Source organism: Pseudomonas sp. GX19020 (assembly GCF_023371075.1).
Taxonomy (GTDB): Bacteria; Pseudomonadota; Alphaproteobacteria; order Rhodobacterales; family Rhodobacteraceae; genus Pseudogemmobacter.
On sequence record NZ_JAMCCR010000003.1, the window covers coordinates 24575 to 41811 of the forward strand.

Consider the following 17237-nt stretch of genomic DNA (forward strand, 5'->3'; position numbering starts at 1 on the left):
TGGCGAAGGCCCGGCTTTGGATCAGGTGAGATTACTGGCTGTCTTGCAGCTTGCGGGCTTCGACGATGCCGATATAGGCCTCGTGGGTGACCGGCACGAAGTCCAGCGCCTCGCCTGCGGCGACGCCGTAAGCGCATTCTTTGTTGGTCTCATGCAGGTCGGCGGTCAGCTTGATGACCTTGTCTTTGACGTCCTGGGGCAGGGCCTTGCGGACGACCATCGGGCCTTCGGGGATCAGGGCCGAGCGCCAGATTTCTTGGATGTCGTTCATATTGACGAGGCCGGCATCGGCCGATTTGCGGAAGGCGCCCGAATTGTAGCCGTCTTCCCATTCGCCAAGGCCATCAGCCCAGGCGACAGCGGCGTCGAAATCGCCATTGGCGACGCCGACGATGGATTGCTCATGACCGCCCGAGAAACGGACTTCCGAGAAATACTGCTCCAGCGGGCCGAATTTCGCGACCATTTCAGCGCCGGGGACCAGGTAGCCCGAGGTCGAGTTCGGCTCGGCAAAGGCGAATTTCTTGCCCTTGGCGTCTTCGAGCGTCTTGATGCCGGAATCGGTGCGGGCAAAGGCGATCGAATAATAGCCGGTCGATCCGTCCATGTTTTGCTTGGTCAGAACAGCCTCAACCGATTCCGGGTCGGTGATATAGGCTTTGGCGTAACCGCTCGCGCCCATCCAGGCGAGGTCGATGGTGCCGCCGAGCAGGCCCTGGATCACGCCGTCATAATCGGCGGGGGTGAAGACCTTGACCGGAACGCCAAGCGCTTCTTCGATGGCGGCGCGGTAGCACTCGTTCGAGGTCATGCGGTCCTGGGCGTTCTCGCCGCCGAGGATGCCGAGGTTGAACTGTTTGATTTCCTGGGCCTGCGCCATGCCGGTCAGGGCGGTGGTCACGGCCAGAGCCAGTGCGATCTTTTTCATGGTCTTCTCCATGGAGGGGTAAAGAAAAACCCCGGCACGCGGGCGCGTCCGGGGAATGGGTTACGACATCAGCGTGTCGGCGTAAGAGCGGTCGGCGCCGGTGTCAGACGGGATTGCGGTCGAGGTCGCAGCTTCGTTGAAGCTTTCATCCGCGCCGTAAATGTCACGCGCCACGCCGGTCGAAAGCTGGTCAGGCGTGCCGTCAAACACCACGCGGCCATCGCGCATCCCGATCACCCGGTCACAGTAACGGCGGGCGGTGTCGAGCGTGTGCAGGTTCGCGATCACCATGCGGCCGTCTTCGACATTGATCGCTTTCAGCGTATCCATCACGACCTGAGCGTTCATCGGGTCCAAAGACGCGATGGGTTCGTCGGCGAGGATGATTTTCGGGTCCTGCATCAGCGCGCGGGCAATCGCGACGCGTTGCTGCTGGCCGCCGGACAGCGCTTCGGCGCGTTTCGGGGCCTGTTCCTGGATCCCGAGCCGGTCGAGGATTTCCAGCGCTTTCAGGATATCGGTTCGCGACCAGATGTTGAACAAAGTCTGCAAGGACGAACGGCGGTTCAGGATGCCATGCAGCACATTCGAAGCCACATCCATGCGCGGCACCAGATTGAACTGCTGGAAGATCATCGCGCACTGGCTTTGCCAGGCGCGGGCCTCGCGACCCTTCAGCGCCAGCACATTGCGACCATCGACCAGGATCTCGCCCGAAGACGCGTCCAGCAGGCGGTTCATCATCCTGAGGAAGGTGGATTTACCCGCCCCCGACCGCCCGATGATGCCCACAAAACCCGGGCCGTCGATGCGGAAACTGACATTGTCCACGGCCGCTTTCTGGCCAAACATCCGGGTAACGGATTTTACTTCCAGCATGAGGGTCCGCCTCTGATTTCCTCAGGCGGACCTATTGGGCTTTTGTGACATCGGGTTCTCTCCGATGTGAAACTTGCGTAACGGCGGCGGGCCTTGGCCCCCGTTTACCTTGCGGGAATGACCTTGCCGGGGTTCATCAGCCCTGAAGGATCCAGCGCCGATTTCACCGCCCGCATCACATCCAGCGCCACCGGATCCTTTCTGCGCCGCATCGAGGCCAGTTTCGAAAGACCGATGCCATGTTCGGCCGAGAAGGAGCCGCCGAGCTCTGCGACCATGTCCTCGATGCAGTTCATCACCTGATCCTCATGGCCCTCTGCCGCCGGATAGACCGAGAAATGCAGATTGCCATCGCCCAGATGGCCGACAGTGATCGTTCCCGCGCCGGGTGAGATCGCTTCAAGCCGGGCAACGATGCCGGTCAGGAAAGTGTCCACCCGGTCCACCGGCAGGCAGATATCGGTATCCACAAACGGGTGGAGACCGTGGCAGATTTCGGCGGCGGCCTCGCGCCGGGCCCAGATCGCCATGCGCTGCGCCTCGGATTGCGCGATGATGGCGTCTTCGATCAGCCCCTCTTCGAGCATCGCGCCCAGGACAGATTCCAGCTTTGCGATCAGGGGCACCTGGCCATCAGGGCCCGGATCGGCCTCTTCGGCGGATGTTGTCGCGGCCTCGATCAGCAGCGTCACGGGCGGGATGGTTGCGAAGGGCTGGCCGAGATCCGGGCGCGCTTTCGACAGCTGGCGCGAATAATCCTCTGGCATCAGCTCAAAGGCCTCGACGCGGCCGCCGGTCGCCTCCTGCATCCGATTGAGCAAACCAAGCGCCTTTGGCAGGCTGTCTGCCGCCACGACGGCGGTGGCATGGGCGCGGGGCGCCGGGACCAGCTTCATCACCGCGGCCGTAATGATGCCCAGAGTGCCCTCGGCGCCGATGAACAGCTGTTTCAGATCGTAGCCGGAATTGTCTTTATGCAGCTCGCTCATCAGGTTCAGCACCCGGCCATCAGCCAGCACCACCTCAATCCCGAGACAAAGCCCGCGCGTCGAGCCATAGCGCAGCACGTTCGAGCCGCCTGCATTGGTCGACAGCGCGCCGCCAAGCATCGCCGAGCCGCGCGCGCCGAACCAGAGCGGGAAGTAAAGCCCTTCGGCCTCGGCGGCCTCATGGATCTTTTGCAGGATAACGCCGGCCTCGGCGATCACGAGGCGCGCGCCCGCGCGCAACTCGCGGATGCGGTTCATCCGGTCAAGGCTGATCATCACGCCGCCCACAGCCATCGTGCCGCCGACAAGGCCGGTATTGCCGCCGACCGGGACCACACTCACCCCGGCCTCTGCCGCCACGCGCAGGCAGGCTGCCACTTCTGCGGTGGAGCCAGGCCGTAGCACCGCGACCGGTGTGCCGTGGTAATGGCCCATCCAGTCATCGGCATATTTGCGCATGTCGTCGCCGGTCAGCACATAGGCCGCGCCTATCGCGGCCTGCAATTCCGTCAGCACCCTGTCCATCCGGCTTTCTCCTGATTTCCGTCAGGGGAGTATCTGCGCGCCGCCGCCACCGGGATCAAGCAAGATCAGAAGATCACGACGTCGGTATGGAGCAGCAACATGAGTAGTGCCGGTCTGGAAGGTCGCCGCGCCCGTGCCGCCGGTTGCCTGTTTCACGACGTTTAGCGCCACGTTGGTCTCACTGCCGGTGACGACACCTTCGTTCAGAAAATTTCCCGGCCTCCCGAAGGATGAAAGCCCCATTCAGCCCCCGCCCCTGGCGGTCGGCGGCGTGCAAAAGAAAACCGCTGGCACCCGGATGGGGCGCCAGCGGTGTTTTCGGGTGACGTCAGCGATCTCAGTCGATGATTGCGTTCAACGTCCTGGATGGGCGCATCACAGCGGCGGTTTTTGCGGCATCGCCATGATAATAGCCGCCAAGATCAACCGGCTTGCCACGATCAGCGCGCAGTTCGGCGGTGATGGTGGCCTCGCCTTCGGAGAGGGCTTTCGCGATGGGGGCGAATTCCGCAGCCAGTTCGGCGTCGGAATTCTGTTTCGCCAGCGCATCGGCCCAATAAAGCGCGAACCAGAAATGGCTGTCGCGATTGTCGGGCTGGCCGGCCTTGCGGCCCGGGCTGCGGTCATTGTCCAGGATGCCCTGGGTTGCCTGATCCACGGCTGCGCCAAGGACGCGCGCCTTCTCATTGCCGGTCGCTTCCGCGAGGAAGCTGAGGCTTTCGCCAAGTGCGCAGAATTCACCGAGGCTGTCCCAGCGGAGGTGGTTTTCCTCCATCAACTGCTGCACATGTTTCGGGGCCGAACCGCCGGCGCCGGTCTCGAACATGCCGCCGCCCTGCATCAGTTTCACGATGGAAAGCATCTTGGCTGAGGTGCCCAGTTCCAGGATCGGGAAGAGGTCGGTCAGATAGTCACGCAGCACATTGCCGGTGATTGCGATCGAATCCTTGCCCGCGCGGATGGTCTCGAACGAAAGCCGGGTCGCCTCGCGTGGTGCCAGAACCTGGAATTTCGCCTCGACGCCTTTATCCTTCAGGATCGGGCGGACATAGGCCAGCAGTTCCCGGTCATGGGCGCGGGCCTCATCCAGCCAGAAGATCGCCTGGCAGCCTTCGAGCCGCTGGCGGTCGATGGCCAGCTGCACCCAGTCGAGGATCGCGGCTTTGCGGGTCGAACACAGGCGCCAGATATCGCCCTTTTCCACCTTATGCTCGTGCAGCACATCGCCATTCGCCGCGATGACGCGGACGGTGCCATCCTCGGGGATTTCGAAGGTGGTCGGGTGCGAGCCATATTCCTCGGCCTTTTGCGCCATCAGACCGATATTCTGCACCGTGCCTGCGGTCGCGGGATCCAGCGCGCCGGTCTCGATGAAATATTTCACGCTTTCATCATAGACGGGGGCGTAAGACGTATCCGGGATCACGCAGACCGTATCTGCCTCTTTGCCATCCGGACCCCAGCCCTTGCCGCCCGCGCGCAAAAGCGCCGGCATCGAGGCGTCGATGATCACATCCGAGGGCACATGCAGGTTGGTGATGCCCTTATCCGAATTCACCATGTAAAGCGGCGGGCGCGCCGCCATGGTCGCATCGATATCGGCGAGGATCGCCGCGCCATCCGGCAGCGCCCTGATCTGTGCGAGCAGGCTGCCAAGCCCGCCATTCGCGTCGAGATCGGCCAGGTCCGGGTGTTTCTCGTAAACCGGTTTCAGCCAGGCCTTCACCACATGGCCGAAGATGATCGGGTCCGACACCTTCATCATCGTGGCTTTCAGATGGACCGAGAACAGGATGCCTTCGGCTTTGGTCTTCGCAATCTCATCCGCCAGAAACGCATCCAGCGCTTTCGCCGACATGAAGGTCGCGTCCACCACGGTGCCTTCGGGCAGGCTGACGCCTTCTTTCAGCACCGTGACCTTGCCCGATGCGCCAGAGAGCTCGATCTTCACGGGGCCGGCCTGTGCAGCGCTCAGGGTGACCGAGGTCTCGTTCGAGAAGAAATCGCCGCCCGACATCGCAGCCACGCGGGTTTTGCTGTCCGCCGCCCATTTGCCCATCGAATGCGGATGCGCTTTGGCGTAATTCTTCACCGCTTTCGCGGCGCGGCGGTCGGAATTTCCTTCGCGCAACACCGGGTTCACGGCCGAGCCCTTGATCGCATCGTAGCGCGCGCGGATCTCTTTTTCCTCAGCCGTCGCGGGTTCCGCCGGGTAATCCGGCAGGGCGTAGCCCTGGCCCTGCAGTTCCTTGATCGCCGCCACCAGCTGCGGCACCGAGGCCGACACATTCGGGAGCTTGATCACATTGGCCTCGGGCGTCTTCACCCATTCGCCCAGACCCGCAAGATCATCGGCCTGTTTCTGTGCCGCGGTCAGACGTTCCGGGAAGGCCGAGATGATGCGGCCCGCCAGCGAAATGTCACGGGTCGCAACCGAGATCCCGGCCGCTTTCGCAAAACGCTGGACGATCGGCAGCAGCGAGTATGAGGCGAGTTCCGGTGCCTCATCCACTTTGGTGTAAACGATTGCGGGCATTCCCTTGTCGGCCATGGTCGGCTGATCCTCCGTTAGCGATTCACGTCATCCGCCCGGGGCTGAATGGGGCGGTCAATGCCGGGGCCCCGTGCCTTTGATGCAGCCCTGACGACCCGCGCCGGCGCTGCCCTGCAAGGGGCAATTCAACTCTGTGCCTCTTCTGGGCGACAGTTGCCGCCGGTGCAACTGTGCAACCGCAGCAAAGGCTGATTTTTCCGTATTTTCGCCGGTTTTGCGGGGCCGGTAAGGCCCGTGAGGGCCTGATTGCCATAACCGGTGGGGGCCTTGCGCCAGAATGTGATCACAAGAGGCGGCGCAGAGGGGCTTGTGAAAATCCCGACCGGGCCTGAAAATGGCTGAAACGGTTGTGAGGAGCCCGCCCGGATGCCCGATACACAAGAAGCCGCCCGTTGGGTGATCACACCGCCGCCGCAGCCGGGACTGCCGGTCCTGGGAACGGATGAGCGCTTTCCGGTCGGGCGCATTTTCTGCATCGGGCGCAATTATGCCGCCCATGCCGTCGAGATGGGCCATGACCCGGATCGCGAGCCGCCGTTCTTCTTCCTCAAAAGTGCGGACAGCATCCTGACCGGGGATACGATGCCTTACCCCGCTGCGACCAGCGATCTGCATCACGAGGTCGAGCTGGTGGTGGCACTGTCCAAAGGGGGGCGGGATATACCTGAAAGCGCGGCGCCGGATCATGTCTGGGGCTATGGTATCGGCCTCGACATGACGCGCCGCGACCTCCAGTCCGAGGCAAAAAAACTCGGCCGCCCCTGGGAGATCGCGAAAAGCTTCGAAAACTCCGCGCCCTGCGGACCGCTGGTGCCAGTGTCCCTGGTCGGTCACCCGGTATCCGGCGCCATCACGCTTGATGTGAATGGCGACCGCCGGCAGGAGGGCGATCTGAACCAGATGATCTGGAAAGTGCCGGAAATCATCGCCGTGCTGTCGCGGTTCTTCACCCTTCGCCCCGGCGACATCATCATGACCGGCACCCCTGCAGGTGTCGGAGCGGTCGGGCGCGGTGATCTGCTGGTGGCCCATATCGACGGCATCGGGGATCTCACGCTGCGTCTTGTCTGAACGGCGCGAAGATCTGCACGGGCTTTTCTCTGCCGGCGCAGTGACCTATGCAGGGCGCGTAATCATGAGGAGGCGCCCGTGATCCCCGATCTTGCAACCCTGTTGCCGCTGGTGGCGCTTTTGTTCGTGGTCGGCGCGCTTGCCGGGATTATTGCCGGGCTTCTGGGCGTTGGTGGCGGCATCGTGCTGGTGCCGGCCTTCTTTTACGTCTTCACCGCGCTTGGCTATGGCGGGCCGCAGGTCATGCAGGTCTGCCTCGCGACCTCGCTGGCGACGATCATCTTCACCTCGATCCGTTCGGTCATGGCGCATAACCGCAAGGGTGCTGTCGACTGGGAGGTGCTGAAGACCTGGGCGCCGGGGATTGTGATCGGCGCGATCCTTGGAATGCTGGCAGCAAGCCAGATGCGGTCAGACGCGCTTCAGGCGATTTTCGGCGTGCTGGGAATGGTCGTGGGGCTTTACATGGCCTTTGGCAGGCAAAGCTGGCGCATCGCCGATACGATGCCGACCGGGCCGGTGCGTGCCGTGCAATCCTCGGTGCTGGGCTTTCTGTCCGTGCTGATGGGGATTGGCGGCGGATCCTTTGGCGTGCCGCTGATGACGCTTTACGGGGTGCCTATCCACCGCGCGGTGGCGACGGCTTCGGGCTTTGGCATCACCATCGCGGTGCCGTCGGTGATCGGGTTCCTGCTCATGCCGCTGGACCCGGCCACGCGCCCGCCGCTGACGCTCGGCGCGGTGAACCTGCCCGCATTTGTCGTGGTGATCGGCATCACCATGGTCACCACCAGCTATGGGGTGAAACTGGCCCATGCGATGGACCCCAAGCCGCTGAAACGCATTTTCGCGGTCTTCCTGATCTTCGTCGCGGCCAATATGCTGCGCAAGGCGCTTGGCTGGTAAGGGCAGAAACCTTCCCCCCGGGGTAAGCTGCCGCATTGCCAGACCCTTGCGGATCGGGCATCTTGCCGCCCGATGACTCGGGACCTTATCCAGAAGCTGACCGGGGCGGTGACCGCCTGCCTCATGGTTCTTGCCATGACGGTAACAGCCTATGCGCATAAGGTGCCGGCGGGAGATGATCTTGCCATGCGCAATTTCATCATGGCGGGCGGCAATCTCAACGAGCTGTGCGGCGATGGCATCTTCGCGCCGGGCGACTGTCCGCTGTGCCGGCTGAGCGATACGGCCACGGTGCCCGAGCCGCCGGCGGGTCTGTCAGAAATCACCTATCGCTTTGTTCTGGCGCTGGAGCCGGTGCCTCCGGCCCCCATTCGCGCAGCGTTCGCCTGGTCGGTCCCCGAGGCGCGCGGCCCCCCATCCATCTGAGAGCGGATTTCTTGCCACCGGCAGATGCCGGTTACCTCTCTGATGGAAAACGGAACAGAACGATGAAAATTTTCAGCGCGGCTCTGGCTGCAATCATGATCTCGGGCCTGGTCTCGGGCGCGGCTTTCGCACATGGCTTCAAGGGCGGCGATCTTGAAATCGGGCATCCCTATATCCCGACCCCGCCCGCTGTGGCGAAAACTGCGGGGGGCTTTCTCAGGATCACCAATACCGGGACCGAACCCGACCGGCTGATCGGGGTCGAAAGCGATCTGGCCGAAAAGACCGAACTGCATGTGACAGAGCTGGATGCGAATGGCGTCACCACGATGAACCATGTGCCGGTGCTGGAAATCCCCGCCGGTGAGACCGTCGCGCTGGAGCGCGGCGGCTATCACATCATGTTTATGGGTCTGAAGCAGAGCCTGAAAAAAGGCGAAATGGTTCCCGGCACCCTCGTCTTTGAACGGGCTGGCCGGATCGAGGTGGAATTCTCGATCGACGAACCGAAAGAGGCCGAGGATCATACCGGTCACTGACCGGAAGCCACGGATCGGCCCGGACAAAAGATAAAGGGCGGGTGCCATGCACCCGCCCTTTATCATCTGGGCAGAAGTGAGGGGTCAGGCGTGGATCGCGCCAAGACCGCAGGCCAGCGCCGCCTCGCGAACGGCTTCCGAATAGGTCGGGTGGGCATGGCAGGTCAGCGCCAGATCCTGCGCCGAGGCGCCGAATTCCATCGCGACACAAACCTCATGGATCAGATCGCCGGCGCCCGGCCCGATGATATGGCAGCCGAGAATGCGGTCGGTTTCCTTATCGGCCAGCAGCTTGACGAAACCATCCGCCTGGAACACGGCCTTGGCGCGGGCATTGCCCATGAAAGGGAATTTTCCGACTTTATAAGCGCGGCCTTCCTCTTTCAGCTGTTCTTCGGTTTTGCCAACGCTGGCGACTTCGGGGGTAGAATAGACCACGCCGGGGATCACGCCGTAATTCACATGGCCCGCCTTGCCGGCGATAACCTCGGCGACCGCCATGCCCTCATCCTCGGCTTTATGGGCGAGCATCGGGCCCGGCACCGCGTCGCCAATGGCATAGATGCCCGGGACCGAGGTCTGCCAGTGGTCATCGACTTTGATCTGGCCGCGCGGCAGGATTTCGACGCCAAGGGCTTCGAGGCCCAGCCCGTCGGTAAAGGGTTTGCGCCCGGTGGCGACGAGGACGACATCGGCCTCGATCTCGCCGGCCGAATCGTCCTTCTTCAGTTTCCAGGCGACTTTCGCGCCTTTCTTCGTGCGCTCCACCACCTGGACGGCGGCGCCGAGTACGAATTTGAACCCTTGTTTCGTAAGGATCTTCTGGAAGCTTTTCGCAACTTCGGCATCCATGCCGGGCGTGATCGCGTCGAGATATTCGACCACGGTCACTTCGGCGCCGAGACGGGCATAGACCGAGCCCATTTCCAGCCCGATGACGCCGGCGCCGATCACGACCATGCTCTTCGGGATCTTCGGTAGCGCAAGCGCGCCGGTCGAGGTGACAATGACCTGTTCGTCGATGGTGATGCCCGGCAGAACGGAGGGCACCGAGCCGGTGGCGATGATGATGTTTTTCGCGTTATGCGTTTCCTCGTCGACCTTGACCTGACCGGCGGCAGGGATCGAGCCCCAGCCCTTCAGCCAGGTCACCTTGTTCTTTTTGAAGAGGAATTCGATCCCCTTCGTATTTCCGGTCACCACGTCATCCTTGTAGCGCAGCATCCGTTCCCAGTCGACTTTGGGATTGGCGCCCATCAGGCCCATTTTCTCAAAGTTCTCATGAACTTCGTGCAGCTGGTGGGTGGCATTCAACAGCGCTTTCGACGGAATGCAGCCGATGTTCAGGCAGGTGCCGCCAAGGGTCTCGCGCCCTTCGACGCAGGCGGTTTTCAGGCCAAGTTGTGCGGCATGGATCGCGGCCACATAGCCGCCGGGGCCGCCGCCGATCACGATAACGTCGAAATCTGCCATGGGTGGTTTCCTTGTGCTGGCGGAAAGCCGGGGGCTGCCTGCCCCAGGCGAACATCGGTTTACCTGAACCGGTGGCGCAAACGATCCTCGCGCCCCGGAGATATTTGTAGGCGGGTGAAAGTCAGGCCAGAATCTGGATCAGCAGGGCGATCAGCGAGACCGGGTCAGAGCTTCCGAAGAAAAAAAGGAACGGCGGGGAGGCGACTTCCTGCATGGATGCGCTTTCACAAAGGGGCGGGGCCGAACAGGGCGACCCCGGCAAGCGTAAGCGTGGCAATCAGGCCGGCCAGCCAGATGAGCGAGCGCCAGGGCGCAAGGCCAAGCCCATAAGCCGGGATATAGAGGATGCGGGCGGCGATATAGATCCAGGCGGCGGTGGCGGTCAGCGGCGAGGTCTTGCCCGCCAGCACCAGGATGAGCACCACAGGCGCGAACATCGCCAGCCCTTCGAACCCGTTTGTGACCGCGCGGCGCAACCGTCCCAGCAGCGGCGACATGTCCACCGGCTGATCGCGCGGGCCGGCATTGTAGCGCGGCCCGAGTTCGCGGTTCATCTGCGCCCCGGCAATACCGATGGCCACAACCTGCAGCAGCACGGCACATGTCAGGGCGCTGAGTTCGGGTGCCATCATGCTGTCCTGATGAATTCTGCCGAGGTGACATGGCCAAGCGCCTGTTGCGCCTTGAGCCATTCCCGGGCGGCGGTGGGATCATTGACCGAAAACAGGAAAAGGCGGCTGCCATCATTGCCTGCCCAGATCTGCAACTGGGTCAGCCCGGTATCACCGAAGGCAGGGTCATGCCCGGAAAAGCTCGCAAGGCCGGTGCGGACGAGGACTTGTTCCATTCTTGATCTCCATTCCCGAAAATGACGGCGTTGTGCCGGACGTGCTCAGGTATAGCGGGCAGAGCCGGGATCGGTTCCGCCCGCCGCAAGAGGATTATGCGGAGCCTGGCCCGGATCAGAGATCCATCAGCAGACGGCGCGGGTCCTCCAGCGCCTCTTTGACGCGGACGAGGAAGGTCACGGCGCCTTTGCCGTCGACGATGCGGTGATCATAGCTCAGCGCCAGATACATCATCGGGCGGATCACGATCTGGCCGCCGACCACGACCGGGCGGTCCTGGATCTTATGCATACCGAGGATCCCGGATTGCGGCGGGTTCAGGATCGGCGAGGACATCAGCGAGCCATAGACGCCGCCATTCGAGATGGTGAAAGAGCCGCCCTGCATCTCTGCCATGGTCAGCTTGCCGTCGCGGGCCCGCAGGCCAAGCTCGGCGATCTTTTTCTCGATCGCGGCAAAGCCCATCTGATCGGCGTCACGCACCACCGGCACGACAAGACCCGTCGGCGTCCCGACCGCCACGCCCATATGGACATAGTTTTTATAGACGACATCGGTGCCGTCGATCTCGGCATTGACCTCGGGCACTTCTTTCAGCGCATGGGTGCAGGCCTTGACGAAGAAGGACATGAAGCCGAGCTTGACGCCGTGTTTCTTCTCGAACTGGTCCTTGTATTCGTTCCGCAGCTGCATGATCCCCGACATATCCACCTCATTATAGGTGGTCAGCATGGCGGCGGTGTTCTGCGCGTCTTTCAGGCGGCGCGCGATGGTCTGGCGCAGGCGGGTCATCTTGACGCGCTCTTCACGGGCGGCGTCATCGGCGGGCACAGGCGCGCGCGGGATCGCGGCGGGGGCCGGGGCTGGCGCGACAGCGGCAGCCGCAGCCCCCGGGGCACCGGCCACGGCACGTGCCACGTCTTCTTTCATCACGCGGCCATCCTTGCCGGAGGCCTGGACCTGGTCGCGGGTGAGCCCGGCTTCGGCCATGGCTTTCTTGGCCGAGGGCGCATCTTCGACATCCTTGCCCGCAACTGCGGCAGCTGCGGTTTTCGGGGCTTCGGCTTTGGCGGCAGGTGCTGCGGGGGCGGCACCGGCTGCGCCTTCGCTTACGATGGCGAGGCGGGCATTGGCGGCGACGGTTTCACCTTCCTGGGCGATGATCTCGACCAGAACGCCGGCGACGGGCGAGGGCACCTCGACCGAAACCTTGTCGGTTTCGAGTTCGCAAAGCATCTCGTCCTGGGCCACCGTGTCACCGACCTTTTTGAACCAGGTGGAAACGGTTGCCTCGGACACGGATTCGCCGAGTGCGGGGACCATTACGTCAGTCATCTTCTCAACTCCTTAGCCCCCGGGGTCTGGCGGGCATCAGTCAGATTTCGATTTCCCCGCGCGCGGCCCGCGCGGGGGGAAACTCATTCAGCAAGCGCGGCGGCGACCAGAGCGGTCTGTTCGGCTTTGTGGCGGGAGGCCAGACCGGTCGCGGGCGAGGCCGAGGCCACGCGGCCCGCATAGGACACGCGGGTCGTGGTGCCGCGCACGCGGGTCAGCAGCTGCTCCAGCTCCGGCTCGATAAAGGACCAGGCGCCCTGGTTCTTCGGCTCTTCCTGGCACCAGACGAAATCGGCATTGGCGAAACGTGCCAGTTCGATCTGCAGGGCCACGGTCGGGACCGGGTAGATCTGTTCCAGGCGCAGCAGATAGACGTCATCAAGACCGCGCGCATCGCGTTCCGCGAGCAGGTCATAATAGACCTTGCCCGACGAGATCACCACGCGGCGGATCTTGTCATCGGCCTGCAGTTTCGTTTCCGAATTGCCCTTCTGCGCGTCATCCCAGAGGACGCGGTGGAAGGTCGAGCCATCGGTGAAATCTTCGGCCTTCGAGATCGCCATCGGGTGACGCAGCAGCGATTTCGGCGTCATCAGGATCAGCGGCTTTCTGAAATCGCGATGCAGCTGGCGGCGCAGGATGTGGAAATAGTTCGCGGGCGTGGTGCAGTTCGCGACGATCCAGTTTTCCTCGGCCGAAAGCTGGAGGAAGCGTTCCAGACGCGCGGAGGAGTGTTCCGGCCCCTGGCCCTCGAACCCATGCGGCAAGAGCACCACAAGGCCCGACATCCGCAGCCATTTCGATTCGCCCGAATTTACGAACTGGTCGAACATGATCTGCGCGCCATTGGCGAAATCGCCGAATTGCGCCTCCCAGAGCGTCAGGGCGTTCGGCTCTGACAGCGAGTACCCATATTCAAAACCCAGGACCGCATATTCCGAGAGCATCGAGTCGATGACCTCATAGCGGGCCTGGCCAGCGCGAATATGGTTCAGCGGATAGTGGCGCTCTTCGGTCGTCTGATCGACGATGCCGGAATGGCGCTGCGAGAAGGTGCCGCGGGTACAATCCTGGCCCGAAAGCCGGACCGGGAAGCCCTCGACCTGGAGCGAGCCAAAGGCAAGCGCCTCGGCGGTGGCCCAGTCAAAGCCCTCGCCGGTCTCGAACATCTTCTTCTTGGCCTCGAACAGGCGCGTGATCGTCTTATGGGCGTCAAAGCCCTCGGGCAGGCGGGTCAGCGCTGTGCCGATCTCCTGGAAGGTTTCCGGTTTGATCCAGGTCTCGCCGCGCTGGTAATTGTCGGCGCCTGGCCGGCTCATGGATTTCCAGCGCCCGTCCAGCCAGTCGGCCTTGTTGGGCTTATATTCCTTACCGGCCTCGAACTCTTCATTCAGATGGGCCTGGAAGGCGGCTTTCATATCCTCGATCTCACCCTCGGGGATGAGGCCGTCTTTGACCAGCCGCTCGGTATAAAGCTGCAAGGTGGTCTTCTGTTTGCGGATGTTTTTATACATCGCCGGGTTGGTGAACATCGGCTCGTCGCCTTCGTTGTGACCAAAGCGGCGATAGCAGAAGATGTCCAGAACCACGTCCTTGTGGAACTTCTGGCGGAATTCGGTCGCGATGCGGGCGGCATGGACCACGGCCTCGGGATCGTCACCGTTGACGTGGAAGATCGGCGCCTCGACCATCAGCGCGATATCGGTCGGATAGGGCGAGGTGCGCGAGAAATGCGGCGCCGTGGTAAACCCGATCTGGTTGTTCACAATGATATGGATACAGCCGCCGGTGCGGTGACCGCGAATGCCGGAAAGCTGCAGACATTCCGCCACCACGCCCTGGCCCGCGAAAGCCGCGTCGCCATGCAGCAGAATCGGCAGCACGGCCACCCGCTCGGCCACATCATTCAGCTGGTCTTGCTTGGCGCGGACCTTGCCGAGGACAACCGGGTTCACGGCCTCCAGATGCGAGGGGTTCGCGGTCAGCGAGAGGTGGACGGTGTTGCCGTCAAACGTCCGGTCCGAAGACGCGCCGAGGTGATATTTCACATCGCCCGAGCCGTCGACATCTTCTGGCTTGAAGCTGCCGCCCTGGAATTCGTTGAAGATGGCGCGGTAGGGCTTCGCCAGCACATTGGCGAGAATGTTCAGACGTCCCCGATGCGGCATGCCGATGACGATGTCTTTCACACCCAGCTGACCACCGCGCTTGATGATCTGCTCCATCGCGGGGATCAGCGCCTCGCCGCCATCAAGGCCGAAGCGCTTGGTACCCATATATTTCACATGGAGGAATTTCTCGTAGCCCTCGGCCTCGACCAGCTTATTGAGGATGGCGCGGCGGCCCTCGCGGGTGAAGGCGATTTCTTTGCCGTAACCCTCGATCCGCTCTTTCAGCCAGGCCGATTCCTCTGGGTTCGAGATATGCATGTATTGCAGCGCGAAAGTGCCACAATAGGTGCGTTTCAGGATGTCGGTGATCTGGCGCATCGAGGCATGGGTCAGCCCGAGCACGTTATCGAGGAAGATCGGGCGGTCGAGATCGGCCTCGGAGAACCCGTAAGAGGCCGGGTCAAGCTCGGGATGGTTGCTCTCATCGCGCATGTTCAGCGGGTCGAGATCGGCGGCGAGGTGGCCGCGGATCCGGTAGGCGCGGATGATCATCAGCGCGCGGATCGAGTCGATCACGGCGCGTTGCAGCTGGGCCTCGGTCAGATTGACGCCCTGATCCTGTGCTTTGGCCGCGATTTTTGATCCCGCTGCTTTCGCGTCTTTCGCCTGAGGCGCCGGCCATTCGCCGGTCAGCGCGGCGGTCAGATCGTCCACCGGCTGCGGCGGCCAGTCGGCGCGCGCCCAGGACGGGCCGGCGGCGGCCTTTCTCGCATCGGCCTCGCTGTCACCAAGCGCGCGGAAGAATTCCGCCCAGGCGGCATCGACCGAATTCGGGTCAGCCGCATAACGCGCCTGAAGCTGGTCGACATAATCGGCATTGGCCCCGTCGAGGAAGGACGAGGCGTTGAAGGCAGCGGTCGGAGACTGGTCGGTCATGGCAGGATCCTCGATCCCAGGGACAACAAGGGGTGACAACGGGGCATGACAGCTACGCCCCGGCGGGTTTTGGAAAGCTGGTGAATACGAGCAGCGTCAGATTGCCCTTCGCTGTCGCGGTTGCGCCCTCGGGGCGCGGCAGTTCATTCCAGTCAAAGAAAACCGGGGTTTTCTCATCGAGCATGAAAACATCGACAGCATGAATGAAAGCCGACCAGGCGGGCGCCGGGCCTGGCCCCGCATCGGCCTGGGAAAGCCTGTCTGAGATGTCCTGAATTGCGGTTCCCGCGAATAAGCACGAGGCGGCAACCGTATCGGCCGTTTCGGTCACGAAAACCGCGGCGGCGTCATCGCCGCGCATGAGAAAAACAGCATCCTCGAAGTAGGGAGGGAAGCGATCGCCCTGAAAGGCCAATCCCGTCAGATCGCTGTTCTCGCCGAACAGTTTTTCATAGGCATCCGTGGTCATGGACGCACCGTTCAGGAAGGCCGAGACGCGCATCTTTTCGATAATCTGCCGCTGCGCGCGGGCGCGATTGTCCCCATCGGCATCTGACCAGCCTTCCCGACGCAGCGCGGCAGCATAGGCCTCGGCGCTGTCGCTGATCATGACGCAAGGTTTGCCCAGAGGTGCGATATCCCCAAAGGCAATTTCTGCGGCACTGATATCAGACGCCGTAAGGGCGGCGCTGAAAAGCGCCACCCCGGGCAGTGTCAGGAAGGTCTGTCGCCAGATGGCCACGTCACTCAGCCCTTGATCGCTTTCAGCACGGCTTCGCCCAGCGTTGCGGGGCTGTCTGCCACCACGATGCCTGCGCTCAGCATGGCTTCGATTTTCGATTCCGCATCGCCCTTGCCGCCTGCCACGATGGCACCGGCATGGCCCATGCGGCGGCCCGGAGGGGCGGTGCGCCCCGCGATGAAGCCGGCGGTCGGCTTCCAGCGGCCTTTTTTCTTCTCGTCTGCCAGGAATTGCGCAGCCTCTTCCTCGGCAGAGCCGCCGATTTCGCCGATCATGATGATCGAATGGGTCTCAGGATCCGCGAGGAACATTTCCAAAACGTCAATATGCTCGGTGCCCTTGATCGGGTCGCCGCCGATGCCGACAGCCGAAGACTGGCCGAGGCCGACATCGGTGGTCTGCTTCACCGCTTCATAGGTAAGCGTGCCCGAACGCGAAACAACACCGACCGAGCCGACCGAGAAGATATTCCCGGGCATGATGCCGATTTTGCATTGCGACGGCGTCATGACGCCGGGGCAGTTCGGCCCGATCAGGCGCGATTTTGAATTAATCAGCGCGCGCTTGACCTTCATCATGTCGAGAACCGGGATGCCCTCGGTGATCGCGACGATCAGCGGGATCTCGGCATCGATGGCCTCGAGGATCGAATCTGCTGCGAAGGGCGGCGGCACATAGATCACGGTTGCATCGGCGCCGGTCTTTTCGACCGCATCATGCACCGAGTCGAAAACCGGCAGGCCGAGATGGCTTGATCCACCTTTGCCCGGGGTCACACCGCCAACCATTTTCGTGCCATAGGCAATCGCCTGCTCGGTGTGGAAGGTGCCCTGCGAGCCGGTGATGCCCTGGCAGATGACCTTGGTGGTATTGTTGATCAGAACGGCCATCCGGGCCTCCTTGAAGGTAACTTTTTGCAGATGTCGGCCTGGACGGGCCAGGATGACGCATGTTCTTCGCCTTTTCCCGACCCGC

General features: G+C 62.6%; 16 protein-coding genes. 4 read left to right on the forward strand and 12 right to left on the reverse strand.

All coding sequences use genetic code 11. From position 1 onward, the window contains the following. Positions 1 to 31: 31 nt before the first annotated feature. The 5 genes from phnD to M3484_RS07360 form a co-directional block, all read right to left on the reverse strand. On the reverse strand, positions 32 to 928 hold the full coding sequence (gene phnD / locus M3484_RS07340; RefSeq protein WP_092902191.1) for a phosphonate ABC transporter substrate-binding protein: 897 nt from the start codon (positions 926 to 928) through the stop codon (positions 32 to 34). A 60-nt stretch (positions 929 to 988) separates the two neighbouring features. Beyond that, a complete protein-coding gene (phnC, locus tag M3484_RS07345) occupies positions 989 to 1807 on the reverse strand; it encodes a phosphonate ABC transporter ATP-binding protein (RefSeq protein ID WP_092900997.1) in 819 nt (272 codons plus the stop codon). Positions 1808 to 1911: 104 nt separating this feature from the next. After that, positions 1912 to 3321: an FAD-binding oxidoreductase gene (locus M3484_RS07350; protein WP_249496377.1), complete on the reverse strand. Its 1410-nt coding sequence runs from the start codon at positions 3319 to 3321 to the stop codon at positions 1912 to 1914. A 21-nt stretch (positions 3322 to 3342) separates the two neighbouring features. Next, complete coding sequence (locus M3484_RS07355; RefSeq protein WP_249496378.1) at positions 3343 to 3564, reverse strand: hypothetical protein; 222 nt, start codon at positions 3562 to 3564, stop codon at positions 3343 to 3345. Positions 3565 to 3658: 94 nt separating this feature from the next. After that, a complete protein-coding gene (locus M3484_RS07360; protein WP_502942438.1) occupies positions 3659 to 5872 on the reverse strand; it encodes an NADP-dependent isocitrate dehydrogenase in 2214 nt (737 codons plus the stop codon). A 369-nt stretch (positions 5873 to 6241) separates the two neighbouring features. Between M3484_RS07360 and M3484_RS07365 the strand changes: the two genes are divergently transcribed. The 4 genes from M3484_RS07365 to M3484_RS07380 all read left to right on the forward strand — a co-directional run bounded on the left by M3484_RS07365 (position 6242) and on the right by M3484_RS07380 (position 8817). Then, a complete protein-coding gene (locus tag M3484_RS07365; protein WP_249496379.1) occupies positions 6242 to 6946 on the forward strand; it encodes a fumarylacetoacetate hydrolase family protein in 705 nt (234 codons plus the stop codon). Positions 6947 to 7024: 78 nt separating this feature from the next. Continuing rightward, positions 7025 to 7852 carry a sulfite exporter TauE/SafE family protein gene (locus M3484_RS07370; RefSeq protein ID WP_092901009.1) on the forward strand — a complete coding sequence of 276 codons (828 nt, stop codon included), beginning with the start codon at positions 7025 to 7027 and terminating at the stop codon, positions 7850 to 7852. A 72-nt stretch (positions 7853 to 7924) separates the two neighbouring features. Next, entirely contained in the window at positions 7925 to 8278 is a 354-nt protein-coding gene (locus M3484_RS07375; protein ID WP_092901012.1) for a hypothetical protein, read from the forward strand. Positions 8279 to 8340: 62 nt separating this feature from the next. Then, entirely contained in the window at positions 8341 to 8817 is a 477-nt protein-coding gene (locus tag M3484_RS07380) for a copper chaperone PCu(A)C (protein ID WP_249496380.1), read from the forward strand. 84 nt (positions 8818 to 8901) lie between these two features. Here M3484_RS07380 and lpdA read toward each other — a convergent pair whose 3' ends face one another. From lpdA to sucD, 7 genes are all read right to left on the reverse strand, one after another. Further along, positions 8902 to 10290: a dihydrolipoyl dehydrogenase gene (gene lpdA, locus M3484_RS07385; protein WP_249496381.1), complete on the reverse strand. Its 1389-nt coding sequence runs from the start codon at positions 10288 to 10290 to the stop codon at positions 8902 to 8904. A 224-nt stretch (positions 10291 to 10514) separates the two neighbouring features. Continuing rightward, the gene (locus M3484_RS07390) at positions 10515 to 10919 is read right to left on the reverse strand and encodes an MAPEG family protein (RefSeq protein WP_249496382.1); all 405 of its coding nucleotides are present in this window, start codon (positions 10917 to 10919) and stop codon (positions 10515 to 10517) included. Further along, positions 10919 to 11137, reverse strand: a complete 219-nt coding sequence (locus M3484_RS07395; protein WP_092901024.1) for a hypothetical protein — start codon at positions 11135 to 11137, stop codon at positions 10919 to 10921. Before M3484_RS07395 ends, M3484_RS07390 begins: the two co-directional genes overlap by 1 nt. 115 nt (positions 11138 to 11252) lie before the next feature. Further along, positions 11253 to 12473 (reverse strand): 2-oxoglutarate dehydrogenase complex dihydrolipoyllysine-residue succinyltransferase, encoded by a 1221-nt coding sequence (odhB, locus tag M3484_RS07400; RefSeq protein ID WP_249496383.1) that lies wholly within the window; start codon positions 12471 to 12473, stop codon positions 11253 to 11255. Between the two features lie 83 nt (positions 12474 to 12556). Further along, a complete protein-coding gene (locus tag M3484_RS07405; RefSeq protein ID WP_249496384.1) occupies positions 12557 to 15520 on the reverse strand; it encodes a 2-oxoglutarate dehydrogenase E1 component in 2964 nt (987 codons plus the stop codon). A gap of 52 nt (positions 15521 to 15572) precedes the next feature. Beyond that, complete coding sequence (locus tag M3484_RS07410) at positions 15573 to 16262, reverse strand: hypothetical protein (protein ID WP_092901030.1); 690 nt, start codon at positions 16260 to 16262, stop codon at positions 15573 to 15575. 5 nt (positions 16263 to 16267) lie between these two features. After that, on the reverse strand, positions 16268 to 17152 hold the full coding sequence (gene sucD / locus M3484_RS07415; protein ID WP_092901033.1) for a succinate--CoA ligase subunit alpha: 885 nt from the start codon (positions 17150 to 17152) through the stop codon (positions 16268 to 16270). Positions 17153 to 17237 lie beyond the last annotated feature (85 nt).